Here is an 18598-nt window from a genome sequence, read left to right on the forward strand (position 1 = left end):
TCACGCCGGCGACCATCCGGCCTTCTCTGGCGCGAATCAAAGAGCGTGGGGACGTACTGGGAAGTATAGCACTCGGACTGTCCCCTCACTCCAGCAGCTCCACCGCGTCGCGCTGCCGGGCGGGGCTCACGCGGGTGTAGATCTCGGTCGTCGCGAGCGACTCGTGCCCGAGGAGGGTCTGGATGACGCGCAAGTCGGCCCGGCGGTTGAGGAGCTCGGTGGCAAAGGTGTGGCGGAAGAGATGCGGGTGGAGCGGGAGGCCGAGGCGGCGGCCCGCGCGCGACACCGCCGTGATGACGGGCCGCTTGCCGATCCGCCCGCGACCGGAAACGAAGAGCGGATCGCCCGACCCTAGCGAGTCGCGCGTGGCCAGGTAGGTCTCGAGGGCCCCGATGGCGACGGCGTGAAGCGGCACGACGCGGTCCTTGTTCCCTTTCCCCCGCACCCGCAGGCAGCGCGACGCGCGAGAGTAGTCGCCCGCGCTGGCGGCGATCACCTCGCCACGACGGAGGCCGGCAAAAGCCAGGAGGGCCAGGATGGCGCGGTCACGCGGGTGGGGCTCGCCGGCCACGGCGGCCTCGACGTGGTGCCACTCGAGGACGCGCGGCAGATGTCGTTCGCGCTTCGGCACCGTCAGGGCGCGCACAGGATTGCCGCGGAGGTATCCGCGCTCGACCAGCCAGTTCCCGAAGCAGCCAAGCTCGACCAGTCGCCGGCGCACCGTGTTCGCGCGCCAGCTTTGCCTGGCCATGTGATGCTGGTAGTCGCGGAGGCCCGCCGTGGTGAAGGCTCTCAGACTATCCTGCCGCCGCGGCTCGCGACGGTCATCGCGCAGGTAGTCGAGAAACTGGGCGAAGTCACTCCGGTAGGCGGCGATCGTCTGAGGGGCCAATCGCTTCTCGAATTCGCAGTGACGCAGGAACTCGCGGTGAAGGTTCGAGAGCCTCACAGGTGGGGCCCGGCCCCCGGACGCTACGGCAGGAGGTCGGCGACCGCGATGCGGGCCGTGGGGGCGGCGAGTGGCACGATGCTCTCTTCGGCGCTCAGCCTCCGGACGACGCGGTAGGCACAGCCGAAGGGCGCGGCGGCGTCGGGGCCGGGGTCACGGTAGACCTCGAGGACCCGATCCACGAGATTGACGATCCAGTAGTCAGCGACGCGAGCCCTCGCGTACAGGCTGCCTTTGTGCGCGCGATCGAAAGCAAGGCTCGAGTCGGCGATCTCGACCACGAGCGCGAGCCGCGATGGCTTGGGCTCTCTCCGGTCACGCGCGCGCCCGGGCGCCACGGACAGATCCGGCTCGGGCTCCGATTCCTCGTCCAGAGCGACGGGGAGCTGAACGCGGACGCGCCATTCCGGGCCGAAGGCGGCCCCGAGCGCCTCATTCACGAGCTCGACGGCCAACGTGTGCGGATCGCCGTGAGGCTCGCGGACGACAAGCTCACCCCCGAGCAGCTCGAGTCGCTCATCGGATCGGAACACGTGTTTCTCGATCAGGTCGTCGTACTCGACCCGGCTCCAGCGCCGCGTCCGCACGACCGACTCGCTCATGGCAGGAGATCGGCGACGGCGATGCGGGTCGTGGGCGCGGCCACGGGCGTGATGGATTGTTCAGCATGCAGCCTCTCGATGGAGCGATAGGCCCAGCCGAAGAACGCGGTGGCATCGGGCCCAGGCTCGCGGTAGACCTCGACCACACGCTCTGCGAGGTTGACGATCCAGTACTCCCGCAGCCGAGCTCGGGCGTAGAGGCTGCCCTTGTGCTCGCGGTCGAGCGCGAGGGACGAGTCGGCCACCTCTACAACAAGCACGGGTCGTGTTGGATGATCAGCCAAATAGTCGCGCGGGCCCCCGGAAACCACGGTCAGATCCGGTTCGGGCTCAGACTCCTGGTCGAGCGCGATGGGCAGCTGAACGCGGATGCTCCAGCCTCCGGCAAAGACCTGTCTCAGCGCCTCATCAGCAAGGCAGATGGCTGCCGCGTGCGGGCTGTTCTGCGGCTCGCTGACGCAGAGCTGCCCGCCCAGGAGCTCTACCTTGTCTCCTGGAAGGAAGATACCGATGTCGATCAGCTGATCGTACTCGACTCGGATCCAGCGACGGAGCCTGGCCGGCATCTCGCTCATGGGCTCAGGCTAGTCCCGGCGCACGGTGGCCGTCAATGTCCGCGGAGAGATACGGGTCAGCGCTGCGGGATGGCCGCGCGGGCGAGGGCATCCGCGCGGTCGTTTAAAGGATGGCCGCTGTGGCCGGCCACCTTGTGCCACGTGACGTCGTGCTGCTCGACCAGCTCGAGCAGCGCCTCCCAGAGATCGCGGTTCTCCACGGGCTTCTTCTGGGCATTGCGCCAGCCGTTGGCGCGCCAGCGGAGGTACCACTTGTCGCGGAAGCAGTTCACGACATAGGCGCTGTCGCTGTGGATGGCCACGGTGCGGCGGCCGCCGAGGGCGCGCAGGCCCTCGATGGGGCCGGTGAGCTCCATGCGCTGGTTCGTCGTGCGCGCTTCGCCGCCGGAGAGCTCGATCTCGTTGCCGTCGTCGATGAGAATGGCGGCCCAGCCGCCAGGGCCGGGATTACCGCTGCAGGCCCCGTCGGTGTAGATCTGGACGGGGGAGGTTACGGACGAACCTCGATCTTCCTGAGCGGAGGGACGGGGAGGCCTTTCGAGACGCGCACCAACACCCACTCCTCGACGACTTCAGCGATCTGATTGCGGCACGCTTCTAGATTCGGCGCTGTCGCCAGCACGCCGCGCAGCTTGGGGACCTCACCGTAGAACGTCCCATCGTCGAGCTTCTCGTAACGTGCGCCGCGGAGGGCTGCATCCACGTACTGTCGAATCATGAAGACACGTTCCGTCAGGGCAGCCAGTAGAGGTAGCGGCCGCAAGACTCGCAGGGGAGGAGCGCGGTCTGGGCGCGGAGCTCTTGGAGGCGCTGGGGCGTCACCGTCATGCGGCAGCCGCCGCAGAGGTTGGGCTTGGCGACCTGCACGATGGCCAGCCCGCCGCGCGCCTTGAGTAGCTTGTCGTAGTCGGCGAGGACGGGGGCGGGGAGCTGGCGCGCGAGCTCCTGGCGCTCGGTGCGCACGAGGCCGAGATCGGCCTCGACGGCGCGGAGCTTTTCCTGGAGGGCGCCTTCCTCCTGCTTGCCCTGAGTCTCGCGGGTCTTGAAGCGCGTCTCGGCGTCCTTGATCTCGCCGGCCAGGCGCTCCTGGTTTTCCATCAGAACCAGGATGTCCTCCTCGACCTTGCCCTTCTCTTGCTTGATCTCCTCGATCTCGGCGAGGACCGCGGAGTATTCCTTGTTGGTCTTGACCTCGTAGAGGCGGGCTTCGGTCTTGGAGCGCTTGGCCTGGACGACTTCGAGATCCTTTTCCTTCGCGCGCTGGTCTTTCCGGGTGATGTCGAGGCGGGCCTTGGCGCCGTCGACTTCCTGCTTCATGGTATCGAGGGCGGCGTGGATGGCCGCGATCTCTTTCGGGAGTCGGGCCGCTTCGGCTTCGAGGGTGGCGATGCGCGTGTCGACGCCTTGGAGGTCGATGAGGGTCTTGAGCTGGGCGTCCACTATCCACGCCTCATCTGGGACTGCCCCTGATCCAACTCAGCCCTCGCCTCGCCGCTCTCCTCGCCTGCGGCTCGTCGGCAGCGGCTCAGCTCGAACTGCGGCCCTCTCCCCGGAGGGGAGAGGGATATAAAGGAAGGGACCCGCCGAGCAACCAACGAGCGCACAGCAGAATTGGTGGGCCCACTTGGACTCGAACCAAGACCGAACCGGTTATGAGCCGGGGGCTCTGCCAATTGAGCTATGGGCCCGAGGCGCACGATCATATCAGCCCGTTCACGACTCCAGAAAGCTCCGCAGCTTCTTGGAGCGTGAGGGGTGGCGGAGCTTGCGAAGCGCCTTGGCCTCGATCTGCCGGATGCGCTCGCGGGTGACGGCGAAGTCCTGGCCCACCTCTTCCAGCGTGTGCTCGCAGCCGTCGGAGAGCCCGAAGCGGAGCCGCAGCACCTTCTCCTCGCGCGGGGTGAGCGAGTTCAGGACCCGGTTGGTTTGCTCGCGCAGGGAGAGCCCGATCATGCTCTCCACGGGCGAGCCCACCTGCTTGTCCTCGATGAAGTCCCCCAGGTGGCTGTCCTCTTCCTCGCCGATGGGGGTCTCGAGGGAGATGGGCTCCTGGGCGATCTTGAGGACCTTGCGCACCTTGTCCACGGGCACGTCCATCTTGACCGCGATCTCCTCCGGGGTGGGCTCGCGCCCCAGCTCCTGCACGAGCTGGCGCGAGGTCCGGATCAGCTTGTTGATGGTCTCGATCATGTGGACGGGGATGCGGATGGTGCGAGCCTGGTCGGCGATGGCGCGGGTGATGGCCTGACGGATCCACCACGTCGCGTACGTCGAGAACTTGTAGCCCCGCCGGTACTCGAACTTGTCCACGGCCTTCATGAGACCGATGTTGCCTTCCTGGATCAGGTCCAGGAACTGGAGCCCGCGGTTCGTGTACTTCTTGGCGATGGAGATGACGAGCCGGAGATTGGCCTCCACCATCTCTTTCTTGGCGCGGGCGGCCTTGGCCTCGCCCGAGCGGATGTCCTTCACGATGCGCTTGAGGTCGTCGGCCCGCGTCTGGGCCAGCTCTTCCGCGCGGCGGATCTTCTGCTGGGCCACCCACACCAGCCGGTCCTTGATGGAGGGGTACTTGCCCGCGGCCTTCTGGTAGAGATCGCGGTCGCCGTCGTCGCGGTCCTCGCTCAACGAATCGAGGAAGGCATCCACCTCGGCGGGGGCGGGGCGTTTGCCGTCCGACCACAGGGTGATCTCACGCTCGGAAATCTGGATCTTGGCCACGAGCTTCTTGAGGTCTTGGCCCCACTGATCGAGGAGGGAAGGCTGGAGGCTGAGGGTGCGGAGGGTCTGGAGCGCCTTGGCTTGTCGCATCTGGGCGGCCGCCTCGTGCTTTTTCCACGGCGGGTCGCCCTTGCGCTTGTGTCGCCCCCCCGCGCGGGCTCGCATCTTGCGGGCCATGTCGAGGCATTTCTCGCGCTCGCGCAGGAGCCGATCGACGGTGCCCAGCTCGCGCATGACCGAGCGCCGGAGGTCGGCCTCCTTCTCCTCGGTGAATTCCTCTTCGGGATAGTCGACGAGGTCCTTGATGGGCACGAGGTCTTTGCGAAGGTCGTCACGCACGAGGCGGATCTTCTCGAGGGCCAGGGTGGTCGAGAGGATGGCGCGGGTCGCCTCGTCCTTGCCCTCCTCGATGCGCTTGGCCAGGGTGATCTCACCCTCGCGCGTGAGGAGGGAGACGCGCCCCATCTCGCGCAGGTAGAGCCGGACGGGATCCTCGGTCCGCCCCACCGGCCCCGGGGTCAGGTCGATGCGGCGCGGCTCGGCGGGCTCCTCGTCGTCGGGCTCGGGATCGGCGGCCTGGCTCGCGCCCTCGCTGGGGAGGCGCTGGGCCTTGGCCGAGTCGACCACCTCGATGTCCATGGAGCCGAACAGCATCATGATGTCGTCGAGCTGGTCGAGGGAGACGATGTCCGACGGCAGGGCGTCGTTGACCTCGTCATAGGTCAGGTAGCCCTTCTCCTTGCCCTTCGCGATCAGCTTGTCCAGCTCTTGCAGTTTTGGCTCGTCCGCCATGCTCGTCGGCTCTCCTGATGGGGTGCTAGTTCATCGGTCGGTGACCATGCCCCGGACGGCCTCGGCCTGGTCTTGCAGCTTCCGAAGCTCGCCCTCGAGGCTGGCGATCACCGGATCGCCCTTGGCCTGGGCCTGGGTTATGGCCAGGCTCAGCTCCCGGATCTGCTTTTTCCGACGCCGGATATCGTACCGCTTCTGCCAGTCAGTCACCTGATTATGTAGATCGGCTCCTTGGCCCTGCTCCATGAGGAGGGCGGCCAGCAAGCCGCGCTCGGCCTCCCCCGGCAGCTCGGCCATGAGCGCCTCGGGAGCGACCCCTGCCGGGGCCTGGCGGAGGGCGCCCAAGAGCGCCCGCAGCCCCGGATGGGCCAGATCCTCCTCTTCAAGATACGGCAGAAGTGTCGCACGCGCCTCCTCCATATGCAGAAGCAAGAGCATGAGGTCGCGCTCGGCCAGAGTGGGTGGCGGCCAGGCCTTGGCCCCGTCTGTCGAGGTCGCCTGAGTATCCGCGGGGCGGTTGAGCCGGCCCCGGCCGCGGGCGCCCTGGAACTGCTGGGCCTCTATCCAGAGCTGGGTGGAGTCCACGCCGAGCCGCCGCGCGGCCTCGCGGGCGAGCGCGGTGGCCTCCTCCGCATTGGGGACCTTGGAGAGGAGCAGCGCCACGCGGGCATGAGCGGCGGAGCGGCCGCGCGCCGTGCCCAGGTCTTCCTCGCCCAGGGTCCGCTCGAGGACGAACTCGAGGATGCTCTGGGCGGCACTGAGACGCGCCTGGAATCCGGGCGCTCCCTCCGCGCGGAGGAGGCTATCGGGGTCGTGCCCCTCGGGCAGCACGGCCACCTTGATCGGGAAATACTCCGCTTTCTCGAAGGAGCCCGTGCGCGAGACGGACCAGCCGAGGTTCCGGATGTCCATGACGTCCGAGAGCATCTCCTCGAGGCGGCTGGTGGCCTTGATGCCCGCGGCATCGGCGTCGAAGACGCTCACCACTTCCTCCGCGTAGCGGCGCAGGAGGGAGAGCTGAGCGGCCGTGAAGGCGGTGCCGAGGGCGGCCACCGTCTCGGTGAAGCCGTACTGATGGGCCATGAGACAGTCGAGATAGCCTTCGACGACCACGGCGCGGTTCTTCTGCTTCATCCCCTCGCGCGCCACGTCGAGGGCGTAGAGGATCTGACCCTTGACGTAGAGGGGCGTCTCCGGGGAGTTGAGATACTTCGGCTCTTCTGACCCCAGCCCTCGCCCGCCGAAGGCCACCACCCGGCCCTGCTGGTCGCGGATGGGAAAGAGCACGCGGCCGCGGAAGCGGTCATAGAAGCCGGGAGCGTTCTCGCGGCGCACCACGAGGCCCGCCGACACGAGCAGCTCCTCGCCGATGCTTTGTCTCGCCATGTGCGAGAGGAGCGCGTTCCAGCCCTCGGGCGCCCAGCCGAGGCCGAAGCGGCGGGCGACCTCGAGGTCGACACCGCGGCGCTCGAGATAGCCGCGGGCCTTGGCGCCCTCTTCGGTCCAGAGGGCGTCGATGTAGAACTGGGCGGCCAGCGCCATGGCGCGGCGGAGCGACTCGAGCTTGCTCTCGGCCTCGGGGCTGCGCTCCTTGGGCAGCTCCACCCCGGAGCGATCGGCCAGGATGCGCACGGCCTCGGGAAAGGCCAGGCGGTCCTGGCGCATGAGGAAGCTGAAGGCATCACCGCCCACCCCGCAGCCGAAGCAGTGGAAGATGCCGCGCTTGGCATTGACGGTGAAGGACGGGGTCTTCTCGGTATGGAAGGGGCAGAGCCCTTTCCAGTTCTCGCCGGCCTTTTTCAGATTCACGGAGCGGCCCACGAGCTCGATGATGTCCACGCGCGAGCGGATCTCGTCGAGGATGGGCGTGGAGAAGCCGCCGGCCATCAGCTCTGTCCCAGCATGGCCACGGTGGCGCCGGCCCCGCCTTCGTGGCCCTCGCCCGCGCGATGGCTCGTCACGAGCGGGTGAGAGACCAGGAGCTCTTCCACGGCGCGGCGGAGCGCGCCCGTGCCCTTGCCGTGGATGATGCGCACCTGGGCGAAGCCGGCCAGAAAGGCATCGTCGAGGTATTTCTCGAGGAGGTCGCGGGCCTCGTCGGTCGTGCGCCCGATGAGGTGGATCTCTGGCGAAATGGTTCTCGACCCCGCCCCCTCGACTTTGGCCCCCTCACCCGGCCCTCTCCCCCGATGGGGGAGAGGGTTAGAAGCTGAGGCTCCCCTCCTTTGCATCTCTCTCCCCTCAGGGATAGAAGCTGAGGCTCCCTTTGTCATCCCTCTCCCGTCAGGGATGGAAGCTGAGACTCCTTTCCTTTGTATCCCTCTCCCCTCAGGGGAGAGGGTAGGGTGAGGGGTGGTTCCACTATCAGAGCGGCCGACTACACGAAGCGCCTGGGCCGGTACCTTGATCGTCACCGCGCCCGCCTGCACCGTCGCTGTGCCCCCATCGACATCCAGCACGTCTCCCTTGAGCCCCAGATGTGGCACTTCCACTCGATCCCCGGCCGTCGCGGGTCGCGTTCCCGGAGGCTCCGGCTCCGCCGCCCTCTCCAGCCCCCGCGCGGTCTCCACCAGGCGCTTGCGGCTCTGCTCGAGCCCCTCGCGCGTCCTGGTCTCTTTCTTGAGCTTGTCCCACTCCGCGTTGACGGCGCGCCGCACCTCGCTCAGCATACGCTGCGCTTCGCTCTTGGTCCGGGCCGCCAGCTCTGCCGCCTGCCGTCGCGCCGCCTCGAGCTGGCTCTCGGCCCGGGCGAGGAGGGTCGCGCTCTCGACCTCCCGCCGCTCGAGCTGCGCCTCGCGCGCGGCCTCCTGACGATCCCGCTCCTCGAGACGCTGGAGCAGCGCCTCGAGCTGGCGGCGCTGGGTCGACCGGTGGCTTTCGGCCCGCGCGATCAGCTCGGAGGGCAGCCCGAGCCGCGCCCCGATCTGGAGCGCATAGCTCTGACCGGGCCTATCGTAAACGAGTCGGAAGGTCGGCGCGAGCCGCTCGGCGTCGAACTCGACCGAGGCATTGCGCGCCCTGGGATGGCTGGAGGCAAAGCCCTTGAGCGGCTCCAGATGCGTCGAGGCGACGCAGAGGGCCCCGCGCTCGGCGAGAGCCTCCAGCACCGCCTGGGCCAGGGCCGCCCCCTCGTCGGGATCGGTGCCGGCGCCGAGCTCGTCGAGCAGGACCAGAGAGCGGTCGTCCACCTGATCGAGCACCTCTCTCAGCTGCTTGACGAAGGCGGAGAAGGTCGAGAGGTTCTCGGCCACGCTCTGGTCATCGCCGATGATGGCGAAGATGGCGTGCAGGAGGGGCAGGCGCGCGCCCTCCCGAGCCGGCACGTGCAGACCCGACTGCGCCATCAGGCAGAGGAGCCCGAGCGTCTTGAGGGCGACGGTCTTGCCGCCGGCATTGGGTCCCGTGATCACGAGGAGCGGCTTGGGATCGCCGACCTCGATGTCCATGGGCACGACCGGGCGCTCGGGCGCCTCCCATTGCTGGGCCAGGAGCAGGGGATTGCGGGCGCCTGGGGCGAGGGCCTCGTGCCCGTCAGTGACGGAGGGCTCGGTCGCTTCCATCCGATCGGCAAGCTCCCCTCGCGCGAAGATGCAGTCCAGGCGCCCCAGGTCTTCGACCAGCCGCTCGAGGTCGGGCAGCTTTTCCCTCACGGCATCGGTGAGGGCGGCGAGCACGCGGAGAATCTCGGCCTCCTCCTCGCGCGCCACCTGCACCAGATCGTTGTTGGCCTCGACGACGCCTTCCGGCTCGACGAAGAGCGTGGCCCCGCTCTGCGACCGGTCGTGGACTATGCCCTTGAAGCGGGCCTTGGCCTCTGACCGGATGGGCAGGACATAGCGGCCGTGACGGACCGTGACATAACGCTCCTGGAAGATGTGCTCGGCCGCGGGTCCCTGGAAATAGGACTCCAGCCGCTTGATCACCTGGGCGCGGAGCTCGCGCCCTTTTTGCCTGAGTCGCTTGAGCGTCGAGCTCGCCTCGTCACGCATGCCGCCCTCGGCATCGAGCGAGCGCCGGAGAAGATCGGCCAGAGGTGTGAGCGTCGGCAATCCGGTGAGCGCCCGGGCAAGATCGGGCGCCTTGGCCGCGATGGAGCGCCCATAGCCGCCGAGCCTGGCCGCGGCCTCGAGGAGCGGGGGCAGACCCGCCAGCTCGCCAGCCTCGGCGACTGATCCAGGGACGCGGGCGTGCTCGAGCAGACTGCGCACATCGGGGATGACGTTCCAGGGGGGAGGCCCGGCCACGGCCAGGGCCTGGCGGGCCTGCCGGGTCTCGATGAGGGCTTGGCGAACGGCCTGGAGATCTGCCAGGGGCTCGAGGGCTTGCGCCCGCTCATGCCCCATCGGGGAGCGGGTGTGCCGGGCCAGGAGATCCTTGACCCTGCGCCACTCCGCCCCCCAACCGGCCGCGACTAGTCGAAGAACCGCTCCCGTTTCTTGGCCTTCTTGCGAGCGGCCAGGGTCTTGCGCTTGCGCTTGACGCTGGGCTTCTCGTAGTGCTGGCGCTTCCGGAGCTCCGACATGAGCCCGGCCTTCTCGCACTGCTTCTTGAAGCGCTTGAGCGCGTTCTCGAAGCTCTCGTCGGGCTCGACAATAACCTTCGTCACTGATACTCACCCCTTCCCGGTCCACACAATGGATTCTGACTTATACCACGCGCCCCAACACGCCGCAATCGAGTGCCCTAACTCAGACACTCCGTGAATACCGAGCGGCGGCGGGAGGGAAAGGGGGGCGCGTGCCGTCGGGAGCGAATCCGACGAGCCGTAGCGCGCCCCGAAGCGCAGGGCGCCTCCGCCGCGCGAGCCGTCCTGCGCAGCAGGGCGGCGAGCGACCCCCGTCTCGGGGGATGGGGGGCCAGGCGGAGGCGCCCGAGCGAGGAGGCGCGCGAGACGAGGAGGTTGAGCGGACGACGGCACGCGCCCCCCTTTCCCTCCCGCCGCATTGCCGGCACGCACGCGCGCTAATTAGAAGCGGCGCGAGTGCTGCTCTTCCACCAGCTTGAGGGCCTGAGTGGCGGCATGCATGCACGCCGCCTCGACGGTAGGCAGCTCCTCGGGAAGGAAGGGCGAAAGCACGTGGTCGACGACTTCCTCGCGATCCTTATCCGCCGCGGCCGGCCGGCCGATGCCGACCTTGACGCGGCGGATCTGATCGGAGCCGAGAGAGGCGATCAGCGATCGCACCCCGTTGTGCCCGCCCGCGCTGCCCTTCAGCCGCGTGCGCACCTTGCCCAGCGGCAGGTCGAGGTCATCATAGACGATGACGAGATCGGCGGGGCCGACCCGGAGCTTCTTCGCGATGCGCGCCATGGACGGGCCCGTGACGTTCATGAAGCATTGCGGCTTGACGAGGTGGATGATCTCGCCCCGCCACTTGCCCTGGGCGAGCAGGTGCCCGCCCCGGCGCTGAAAGCGCACGCGGAGCTTCTTGGCCAGGCCGTCGAGCACGCGCGTGCCCACGTTGTGCCGCGTATTGCGGTAGTCGGGCCCGGGATTGCCGAGCCCGACGATGGCCTGGGCCACTTACTTCTTCTTCGCCTTGTCGTCTTCTGCCTCGGGCTCTTCCTTGGGCTTGCGCTCCGTGAGCACCTCGGGCTCCGCGGGCGCGGCCGCCACCGCTTCCACGGCCACCACGGGCGCCACTTCCTCGGCGGCAGGCGGGGCAACGGTGGCCACGGCTTGCGCCCTGTCCGTCAGCACGCGCACGCCGTCGGGTATCGGGAGATCGCCCACGGTGAGCACATCGCCGATGGCCAGGTTCGAGACATCGGCCTCGATGGCCTCGGGGATATTTCCGGGAAGACACAAGACCTGGATCTCGCGCAGCACCATCTCGAGGATGCCCTGGGTCTCCCTGACGCCCACGGCATCGCCCACGTGATGCACGGCTACCGTCACCTGGATGGGCTTGTCCATGGCGACCTCCTGGAGGTCGACATGGATCAGGTCCTCGGAGACCGGATCGAACTGCATGTCGCGCAGGATGGCCATCTTGGAGTCCGCGGCGCCGGCGAAGGTCAGCTTGAGCAGCTGGGTGCTGCCCTCGCGGCCGTGGATGATCCGGAACACGTCCCGCGGGTCGACGGCGATGGTCACGGGGGCGGCCCCGCCGTAGAGGATGCCCGGGGTCTTGCCCGCGCGACGGAGCCGCTTGGCCGCGCCCTTGCCCAGCCCCTCGCGGGGCATGATCGTCAGTTCACGCATGTCCATGATGCGAACGCTCCTTCAGTGAGTGAGTTACACGAAGAGGGTCGAGACCGACTCCTCGTCGTGGATGCGACGGATGGCCTCCGCCAAGAGGGGAGCCACCGAAAGCACGTGCAGCTTGGGCGACGCCTTGCCTGGGCTCAGCGGCACCGAGTTGGTGACGATGACCTCCTCCAGCGGCGATTCCTCGATGCGCTTGAGGGCCGGCCCGGAGAGGACACCGTGAACGGCGCAGGCGAGCACGCGGCGCGCGCCCTCGCGCTTCACGGCCTCCACGGCCTGGATGAGGGTGCCCGCCGTGTCGATCATGTCGTCGATGACCACCACGTCCTTGTTCTTGACCTCGCCGATCAGGTACATGAAGTTGGCGACGTTGGGTCCGTCGCGGCGCTTGTCGATGATGGCGAGGCCGGCGCTGAGCCGCTTGGCGATGGCGCGCGCCCGCTCCACCCCGCCCGCATCGGGGGAGACGAGGACGAGATCCTGGAGGTCCTTCTTGGCCAGGTAGTCCACGATGACGGGAGGCGCGGCGAAGAGGTGGTCCACCGGGATATTGAAGAAGCCCTGGATCTGGCCGGCATGCAGATCCACGGCGAGAAGACGGTGGCAGCCCGCCGCCGTGATGAGGTCGGCCACGAGCTTGGCCGTGATGGGCACCCGCGGCATGACCTTGCGGTCCTGCCGGCCATAGCCGTAATAGGGCAGGACGGCGGTGATGCGGCGGGCCGAGGCGCGCTTGAACGCGTCCATCATGACGAGGAGCTCCATGAGCGTGTCGTTGACGGGCGGGCAGGTGGGCTGGATCACGAACACGTCCTGGCCGCGGACGTTCTCGTTGATCTGCACGTAGACCTCGCCGTCCGAGAAGCGGGAGACGTCGGCGTCGCCCAGGCGCATGCGCAGGTGCTGCGCGATCTCCTCGGCCAGGGGACGGTTCGCGTTCCCCGAGAAGAGCTTCAGCTCATAAGCCATATTTTTTACTCAGCCCGCGCATTTTACTCAGCCCTCGCCTCATCGTGGATCCTTTCAGCCCTCGCCTCATCGTGCTCCTCGCCTGCGGCTCGTCGGCCACGCTTCGGCTCGAACTTCAGATTCTCCACACCCTTCACATTCTCCACACGCTGAAGTGGCTGGGGCGGGAGGGATCGAACCTCCGTTGCGGGGTCCAAAGCCCCGAGTCCTACCTCTGGACGACGCCCCAGTAAATCAGATTGCGCGGATGGCGGCGCCCGAATTCGTCCTCACCGCCCAGGCCGCCCAGCCCGCGCGGCTCACGCGGCGCTGGATCTGTCGCGCCTGGTCCAGCGAGCGCGCGAGGCCGAATACCGTGGGCCCGCTGCCCGACATGACCGCGCCGAGCGATCCCGCCGCCATCAGCGCCGCCTTCATCCGCCCTATGACCGGCATCACCGGCTCCGCCCATCGCTCGAGATGATTCGTGAGCGCCGCGGCCAGCTTGACCGCGTTGCGCGTGCGGAGCGCCTCGATCACGCGTCTCGTGCCCTCCGGCTCCGCGCGCCATCCCGGCGGCACGCGGGCATACACCTCTTGCGTGGAGAGCGGCACGCCCGGGTTCACCAGCACCAGGGCATAGCCGCCCACCCCCGGCAGCGGCTTGAGCACTTCCCCGCGCCCCGTGCCGATGGCGCGGCCGGTGCCGAGGAAGAACGGCACGTCCATCCCCAGCCCGACGGCCAGCTCGACCAATCGCTCGCGCTTCCACCGCAGGCGCCACAGGCGATTGAGGCCCCACAGCGTCGCCGCCGCATCGCTCGAGCCGCCCCCCAGCCCGGCCGCGAGGGGAATCCGCTTCTCGAGCCGGATCCGCGCCCCCCTGTCCACCGCCGCCGCCTCTCGCAACATGCGCGCGGCCCGCACGATCAGGTTGCGCTCGTCGGTGGGCAGGCCGGGTTCACTCGTCTCGAGCGTGATGGTTTCGGCCGTCTCCACCGTCAAGCGGTCACAGAGATCCACCGCCTGCAGCACGGTGGACAGCTCATGATAGCCGTCCGGGCGCTTGCACAGAACCTCGAGGGCCAGGTTGACCTTGGCCGGAGTCCGAAGCACCAGGCGTGACGGACTCCGCGACCGCTTCAACAAGGCAAAAAAGAGTACCACGCGCGTCGCAGAACGGTCAACGGAAGTCTTGGATATTCACACCTTGCGGCACAGTCAGCTTCATGAGCTCAGGCTCGAACCCGGTGTCGCGCTGCGGGTCCTTGTAGCGCACGTCGACATCGAGCTTGCCGTCGAGGGTGGACAGGTGCGGGCCCTCGGGACGGAACACGACGCGCGCGGGCTGGGAGCCACCCGTCCACTCGACCTGTCGCGCCGCGCCCGAGGTCGCGTCGAGCCAGATGCGCTGTCGTCCATTGGCCGTCTCGAAGGACACCGAGGGACCGATGGCATCGGGCGGGAGCATTTCTCCCGAGCGCGGATCCCGCGGCGGCAGCGCATGGCCGGCAAGGAGGGCGACCAGATCCTCCGGACCCAGGGCCAGGCCGAGCCAGCGCTTTGTCGCCTCAGGCGAGGAGCGCGCCAGGAAGGCGCGCTGCTGCGCGACCTCCCAGAGCGTCACCGTGTCGGCGTCGGAGGCGACCACGAGGATGGGCGGCCCGAAGGGGGCGAGGGCTTCGAAGCGAAGCTCGGCGGGCGCGCGGAGAAGGAGCACGCCCGTGAGGCGGTCGAGACGGTCGCCGCGGCGTATGCGCAGATCGGCCTGAGTGCGCAGATCGTGGAAGGTCTTCCCGCGAGCCTCCAGCGCTGCGCGGGCGGCTTCGACGTCGGGGGGCAGCGGCTTTCGAGGGGGGAGCGAGGCACAGCCCTCCGCCACGAGGAGGGCGCCCAGCAGGAGCAGGAGACCGAGCTTACTTCTGCTCGGCTTTGGGACGGTCGCCACCTTTGGCCCGGCGTGCCTTCTCGCGCGCGTCGGCGATCTTCTTCTTGACCGCGTCGGCGATCGTGTTCTCGGAATCCGCCTTGAGCGCGCGCTCCCAGGTGGCGATGGCCTCTTCGGTGCGGCCGGTCTTCAGGAGGGCATCGCCGAGATGGTCGAGAATGGTCGGGTCTTCCTTGGCGAGGGCGACCGCCCGCTGCAGCTCTCTCAGGGCGTCGGGGTAGCGGCCCTGCTGGTAATAGGCCCAGCCGAGGCTGTCGATGAAGTAGCCGTTCTCGGGGTCGAGATCCAGGGCCTGCTTGATGAGCTGCACGGCCTCCGTCAGGTTCTGGCCCCGCTCGGCGTACATGTAGCCAATGTAGTTGTAGGACTCGGCATGCTTGGGGTCGATGACGAGCACGCGGCGGAAGGCGGCGATGGCCTCGTCGAAGCGGCCCTGCTTCTCGTACACCACGCCCGTCTGGAAGGTCAGATCGCGATGCTTGCCGTCGAGGCCGAGCCCCTCCTGGAGGGAGGCGAGGGCACGGTCGTACTGCTGGGCCCGGAAGTACGCCGTGCCCAGGTAGAGGAAGAGCTCGGCGCGCTTGGGCTCGAGGTTGACGGCCTCCTGGAGCGCCTTGATGGCATCCTCGTGCTTCTTGGCTCGGCCGTAGAGGAAGGCGAGCTGCACGCGGGCGTCGACGGAGCGCGGGTCGGCGGCGAGGATCTTCTCGAGCTCGCCCTGCGCCTCGGCATCCTTGCCCGCATCCATGAGCGTGGTGGCGAGGAAATAGCGCCCCCGGAGATTGCCGGGCTCGAGCTCGACGGCCTTGCGGAAGGCCGAGGCGGCCCGATCGTACTGCTTCTGCTCGTAGTAGATGGCCCCGAGCTTGATCCACACGCGCGGGTCCCGGGGCGCGGAGTCGGCGAGCGACTCGACCTCGCCCTGCGCTTCCTTGAAGCGGCCGAGCCGCACGAGCACGTCACCGAGCCGCTCCACGAAGGCCATGTTGTCCGGATTGGCCTGGAGGGCCTGCCGGTAGACCTTGAGCGCTTCCTCGGGCTTCTGACGCGTCTCGTAGACGAAGCCCAGGGCCATCCAGGCGGGGTCGAGATCCGGGTCGATCTCCACCGCACGCTTGAGCCGCGTGATCGCCTCGTCCCACTGCTCGGAGTCGATGGCCACGCGGCCGAGCAGGTGATAGGCCTGGGCGGAGTTCGGCTGTGCGGCCACCAGCCGGAGCAGGACGGCGCGCGCCTTGTCGAGTTGACGCTGCTCGATGTGCTGCTGGGCCAGCGCGAGGTACGGGTCGGACGCCTTGGGCGCGAGCTGGATCGCCTTCTCGAACTCGGTCTCGGCGTCGGCGAAGCGCCGCTGCCGACGGAAGATGTCCGCCAGGGTGAGATGCGGGGCCGGGCTCAGGGGCTCGAGGGCTACGGCCTTCTGGGCGGCCTCGACGGCGCGGACAGGGTCATTGGTGCGCGCGAGCCACTGCGCGAGCTGCACCCAGAGCTCGGGGCTGTCCTGGTCGCGCTCGAGAGCGCTCCGCAGCGCGGCCACGGCCTCCTGCATGCGGCCGGCGCGCGCGTTCATCTGGGCGACCGAGTAGTAGTAGTAGGCCGCGGCCCGCGGATCGCGGAAGCGCAGCGGCAGCGTGGTCTCGGCGCTCTGATCGCCCGCCCGGTCGGGCGCCAGGGTGGACGCGCAGCCCATGAAGAGGAGCGCGGCCGAGACAATGGTCATCATGCGAATCATGGCTGCTCCGGGGCGGCGTGGACACGGGAGCCTCCGCGCGCCAGCAAGTCCTTGGTCAGGAGGCGTCTGAGCGACGAAGCCACCAGGGGATCGGCGATGGGACGCGCGGTCGCCTCCACGAGTCCTCGCTCGGCATCGGTGAGCCGCCGGGCCGCGGTTCCGCTCTCGTGGGGGGCCTCAGGGCTCGTCGGGGCGGAGGCGGCGCCCATGGTCACGCGCATTGCTCTCACCGCCGTGCCGTGGCGCTTGCCGAGCGCGGCCACGATGGTCCCGGAGCGCAGCGTGAGCTCCTGCAGCCAAGGAGAATTGTCGACGGTGACTTCGAGGGTGCCCTGGCGAAGGGTCCGGGGACGCGAGCGCCGGGCCGCCTCGGGACCCACGATGTCCGACCATTGCCGGCGAATGGCTTCTTCGAGCATCCGCTCGGCCAGGGCCGGGACGGCCGAGGTCAGCAGGCTGCCGACCCGCACAGGATTCCGGCGTCCCGTTCCCATCGCGCCCCCCATCATACTTGAGCCGTCCCTCTCTCGCCACACGCTTAGCCGCTACGCGGGCGGTCAAATTGACTCGCCCCAACCCCGGCCCTTATCATGGCGCTGCCATGGGCCGACCGCAGCGTGGGCAGAGTCTCTCCGTGACCATCGACGACCTCGCATTCGGCGGCGAAGGTGTCGGTCGGATTGACGGTTATGTGGTCTTCGTGCGCGGAGGAATACCCGGCGATCAACTCCGGGTCCGGCTCGACCAGGCTCGCGCGCGCTTTGGACGGGCCAGCATAGAGGCCGTCCTCACCCCCTCTCCGCACCGGGTGGAGGCGCCCTGCCAGTATTTTGGGCGCTGTGGCGGCTGCCGGCTGCAGCACGTCGACTATGCCGCCCAGCTGAGCTTCAAGAGCAAGCAGGTCGCCGACGCCCTGGAGCGGCTGGGAGGCCTGCCGCCCGTGGAGATCAGGCCCATCCTCGCCGCCCCCGAGACCTACGGCTACCGCAACAAGATGGAGTTCACGGTGGCGAGCCAAGGGCCGAACCACCCCCTCACCGTCGGGCTGCACGAGGCGGAGCGCTACGACCGTGTCCTCGACGTCGACCGATGCCTGCTCCAGTCAGAGCGGATGAACGCCCTGCTGGACGAGTCGCGCCGCTTCTTCGTCGAGCACGGCCTCACCGCCTATGAGCAGGACTCGGGCGAGGGGCTCCTGCGCTTCCTCATGCTGCGCGAAGGGCGACGGACGGATGAGGCGATGGTCAACGTGGTCACCTCCTCGCCCGCGGTATCGGAGCTCGCGCCGCTCGCGGAACGTCTGGCCGCCCGCGTGAAGGAGACGGCCAGCGTGGTCATGAACGTGAATCCCAAGAAGGCCAGCGTGGCCGTGGGCATCGAGGAGCACCTGCTTGGCGGTCGCGACCACATCCGCGAATCCGTCGGCGGGTTGACCTTCCAGGTCTCCGCGAACTCGTTCTTCCAGACCAATTCGGCCCAGACCGAGCGCCTGTTCACCATCGTGCTCGAGGCGGCGGCGCTCACGGGGGGAGAGACGGTCTTCGACCTCTACGCGGGCACGGGCGCCATCAGCTTGCTCCTCGCTCAGCGCTCGCGCTGGGTCTACGGCGTCGAGGTGGCCCAGGCCGCGGTGGACGACGCCGCTCGCAATGCCGCGGCCAACGGGATTTCCAACTGCACCTTCCTCGCCGGCGAAGTCCGCTTCGTCCTGCCCGAGCTCATCGCCCAGGGCGTGACCGCCCAGGTGGTGGTGGCCGACCCGCCCCGCGCGGGCTTCCATCCCAAGGCCCTGGCCAGCCTGGCCCGCCTCGCTCCGGCGCGGATCAGCTACGTGTCGTGCAATCCCGCTACCCTGGCGAGAGATCTCGGCGACCTCGCGCGGGCGGGCTATCGCGTCGAGTGGGTGCAGCCCGTGGACATGTTCCCCCATACGCCCCACATCGAGGCCGTGGCCAGGCTGGAACGTATCCAGACGTGAGATTCTATCTGCTGCGCCGCTTGTGGCAGGCCGTCCTCGTCCTCTTCGGCGTCTCCGTCGTGGTCTTCTTCATCCTGCACCTGACGGGCGATCCCGTGGGCCTTCTCTTGCCGCCGGATGCCTCGGCCGAGGACATCACCCG

Annotated in this window: 17 protein-coding genes, 2 tRNA genes and 1 pseudogene; 1 reads left to right on the forward strand and 19 read right to left on the reverse strand. The window is 68.5% G+C overall.

All coding sequences use genetic code 11. The features are described 5' to 3' along the window. Nucleotides 1-85: 85 nt before the first annotated feature. The 19 genes and pseudogenes from VGT00_05065 to VGT00_05155 form a co-directional block, all read right to left on the reverse strand. Nucleotides 86-949 carry a tyrosine-type recombinase/integrase gene (locus VGT00_05065; GenBank protein ID HEV8530765.1) on the reverse strand — a complete coding sequence of 288 codons (864 nt, stop codon included), beginning with the start codon at nt 947-949 and terminating at the stop codon, nt 86-88. A 23-nt stretch (nt 950-972) separates the two neighbouring features. After that, nucleotides 973-1551 (reverse strand): Uma2 family endonuclease, encoded by a 579-nt coding sequence (locus VGT00_05070; protein ID HEV8530766.1) that lies wholly within the window; start codon nt 1549-1551, stop codon nt 973-975. Further along, nucleotides 1548-2126 (reverse strand): Uma2 family endonuclease, encoded by a 579-nt coding sequence (locus VGT00_05075; GenBank protein ID HEV8530767.1) that lies wholly within the window; start codon nt 2124-2126, stop codon nt 1548-1550. Before VGT00_05075 ends, VGT00_05070 begins: the two co-directional genes overlap by 4 nt. A gap of 56 nt (nt 2127-2182) precedes the next feature. Continuing rightward, on the reverse strand, nt 2183-2602 hold the full coding sequence (gene rnhA, locus VGT00_05080) for a ribonuclease HI (GenBank protein ID HEV8530768.1): 420 nt from the start codon (nt 2600-2602) through the stop codon (nt 2183-2185). A gap of 14 nt (nt 2603-2616) precedes the next feature. Continuing rightward, the gene (locus tag VGT00_05085; GenBank protein HEV8530769.1) at nt 2617-2844 is read right to left on the reverse strand and encodes a type II toxin-antitoxin system HicB family antitoxin; all 228 of its coding nucleotides are present in this window, start codon (nt 2842-2844) and stop codon (nt 2617-2619) included. Nucleotides 2845-2858: 14 nt separating this feature from the next. Then, entirely contained in the window at nt 2859-3566 is a 708-nt protein-coding gene (locus VGT00_05090; GenBank protein ID HEV8530770.1) for a C4-type zinc ribbon domain-containing protein, read from the reverse strand. A gap of 172 nt (nt 3567-3738) precedes the next feature. After that, nucleotides 3739-3814, reverse strand: a tRNA-Ile gene (locus VGT00_05095). A gap of 25 nt (nt 3815-3839) precedes the next feature. Continuing rightward, a complete protein-coding gene (gene rpoD / locus VGT00_05100; GenBank protein HEV8530771.1) occupies nt 3840-5639 on the reverse strand; it encodes an RNA polymerase sigma factor RpoD in 1800 nt (599 codons plus the stop codon). Nucleotides 5640-5669: 30 nt separating this feature from the next. After that, on the reverse strand, nt 5670-7526 hold the full coding sequence (gene dnaG / locus VGT00_05105; protein HEV8530772.1) for a DNA primase: 1857 nt from the start codon (nt 7524-7526) through the stop codon (nt 5670-5672). Further along, a pseudogene (locus VGT00_05110) lies at nt 7526-10018 on the reverse strand (endonuclease MutS2). The gene dnaG and the pseudogene VGT00_05110 overlap by 1 nt, the downstream one beginning before the upstream one ends. A gap of 32 nt (nt 10019-10050) precedes the next feature. After that, complete coding sequence (gene rpsU / locus VGT00_05115; GenBank protein ID HEV8530773.1) at nt 10051-10245, reverse strand: 30S ribosomal protein S21; 195 nt, start codon at nt 10243-10245, stop codon at nt 10051-10053. Between the two features lie 360 nt (nt 10246-10605). After that, on the reverse strand, nt 10606-11163 hold the full coding sequence (pth, locus tag VGT00_05120; protein ID HEV8530774.1) for an aminoacyl-tRNA hydrolase: 558 nt from the start codon (nt 11161-11163) through the stop codon (nt 10606-10608). Beyond that, the gene (locus tag VGT00_05125; GenBank protein HEV8530775.1) at nt 11164-11850 is read right to left on the reverse strand and encodes a 50S ribosomal protein L25; all 687 of its coding nucleotides are present in this window, start codon (nt 11848-11850) and stop codon (nt 11164-11166) included. A 27-nt stretch (nt 11851-11877) separates the two neighbouring features. Continuing rightward, complete coding sequence (locus VGT00_05130) at nt 11878-12819, reverse strand: ribose-phosphate pyrophosphokinase (protein ID HEV8530776.1); 942 nt, start codon at nt 12817-12819, stop codon at nt 11878-11880. Between the two features lie 155 nt (nt 12820-12974). Next, nucleotides 12975-13048: transfer RNA gene (locus VGT00_05135), tRNA-Gln, on the reverse strand. Nucleotides 13049-13053: 5 nt separating this feature from the next. Then, a complete protein-coding gene (locus VGT00_05140; protein HEV8530777.1) occupies nt 13054-13914 on the reverse strand; it encodes a 4-(cytidine 5'-diphospho)-2-C-methyl-D-erythritol kinase in 861 nt (286 codons plus the stop codon). A 67-nt stretch (nt 13915-13981) separates the two neighbouring features. After that, nucleotides 13982-14746 carry a hypothetical protein gene (locus tag VGT00_05145; protein HEV8530778.1) on the reverse strand — a complete coding sequence of 255 codons (765 nt, stop codon included), beginning with the start codon at nt 14744-14746 and terminating at the stop codon, nt 13982-13984. Beyond that, nucleotides 14715-16478 (reverse strand): tetratricopeptide repeat protein, encoded by a 1764-nt coding sequence (locus tag VGT00_05150; GenBank protein HEV8530779.1) that lies wholly within the window; start codon nt 16476-16478, stop codon nt 14715-14717. The genes VGT00_05145 and VGT00_05150 overlap by 32 nt, the downstream gene beginning before the upstream one ends. Continuing rightward, on the reverse strand, nt 16475-16972 hold the full coding sequence (locus tag VGT00_05155) for a DUF721 domain-containing protein (protein HEV8530780.1): 498 nt from the start codon (nt 16970-16972) through the stop codon (nt 16475-16477). The genes VGT00_05150 and VGT00_05155 overlap by 4 nt, the downstream gene beginning before the upstream one ends. A gap of 107 nt (nt 16973-17079) precedes the next feature. On the opposite strand from VGT00_05155, the gene rlmD reads away from it, so the two are divergent. Then, entirely contained in the window at nt 17080-18456 is a 1377-nt protein-coding gene (gene rlmD / locus VGT00_05160) for a 23S rRNA (uracil(1939)-C(5))-methyltransferase RlmD (GenBank protein ID HEV8530781.1), read from the forward strand. Nucleotides 18457-18598: the final 142 nt, after the last annotated feature.

It is taken from the genome of Candidatus Methylomirabilota bacterium (assembly GCA_036002485.1).
Lineage (GTDB): Bacteria > Methylomirabilota > Methylomirabilia > Rokubacteriales > CSP1-6 > AR37.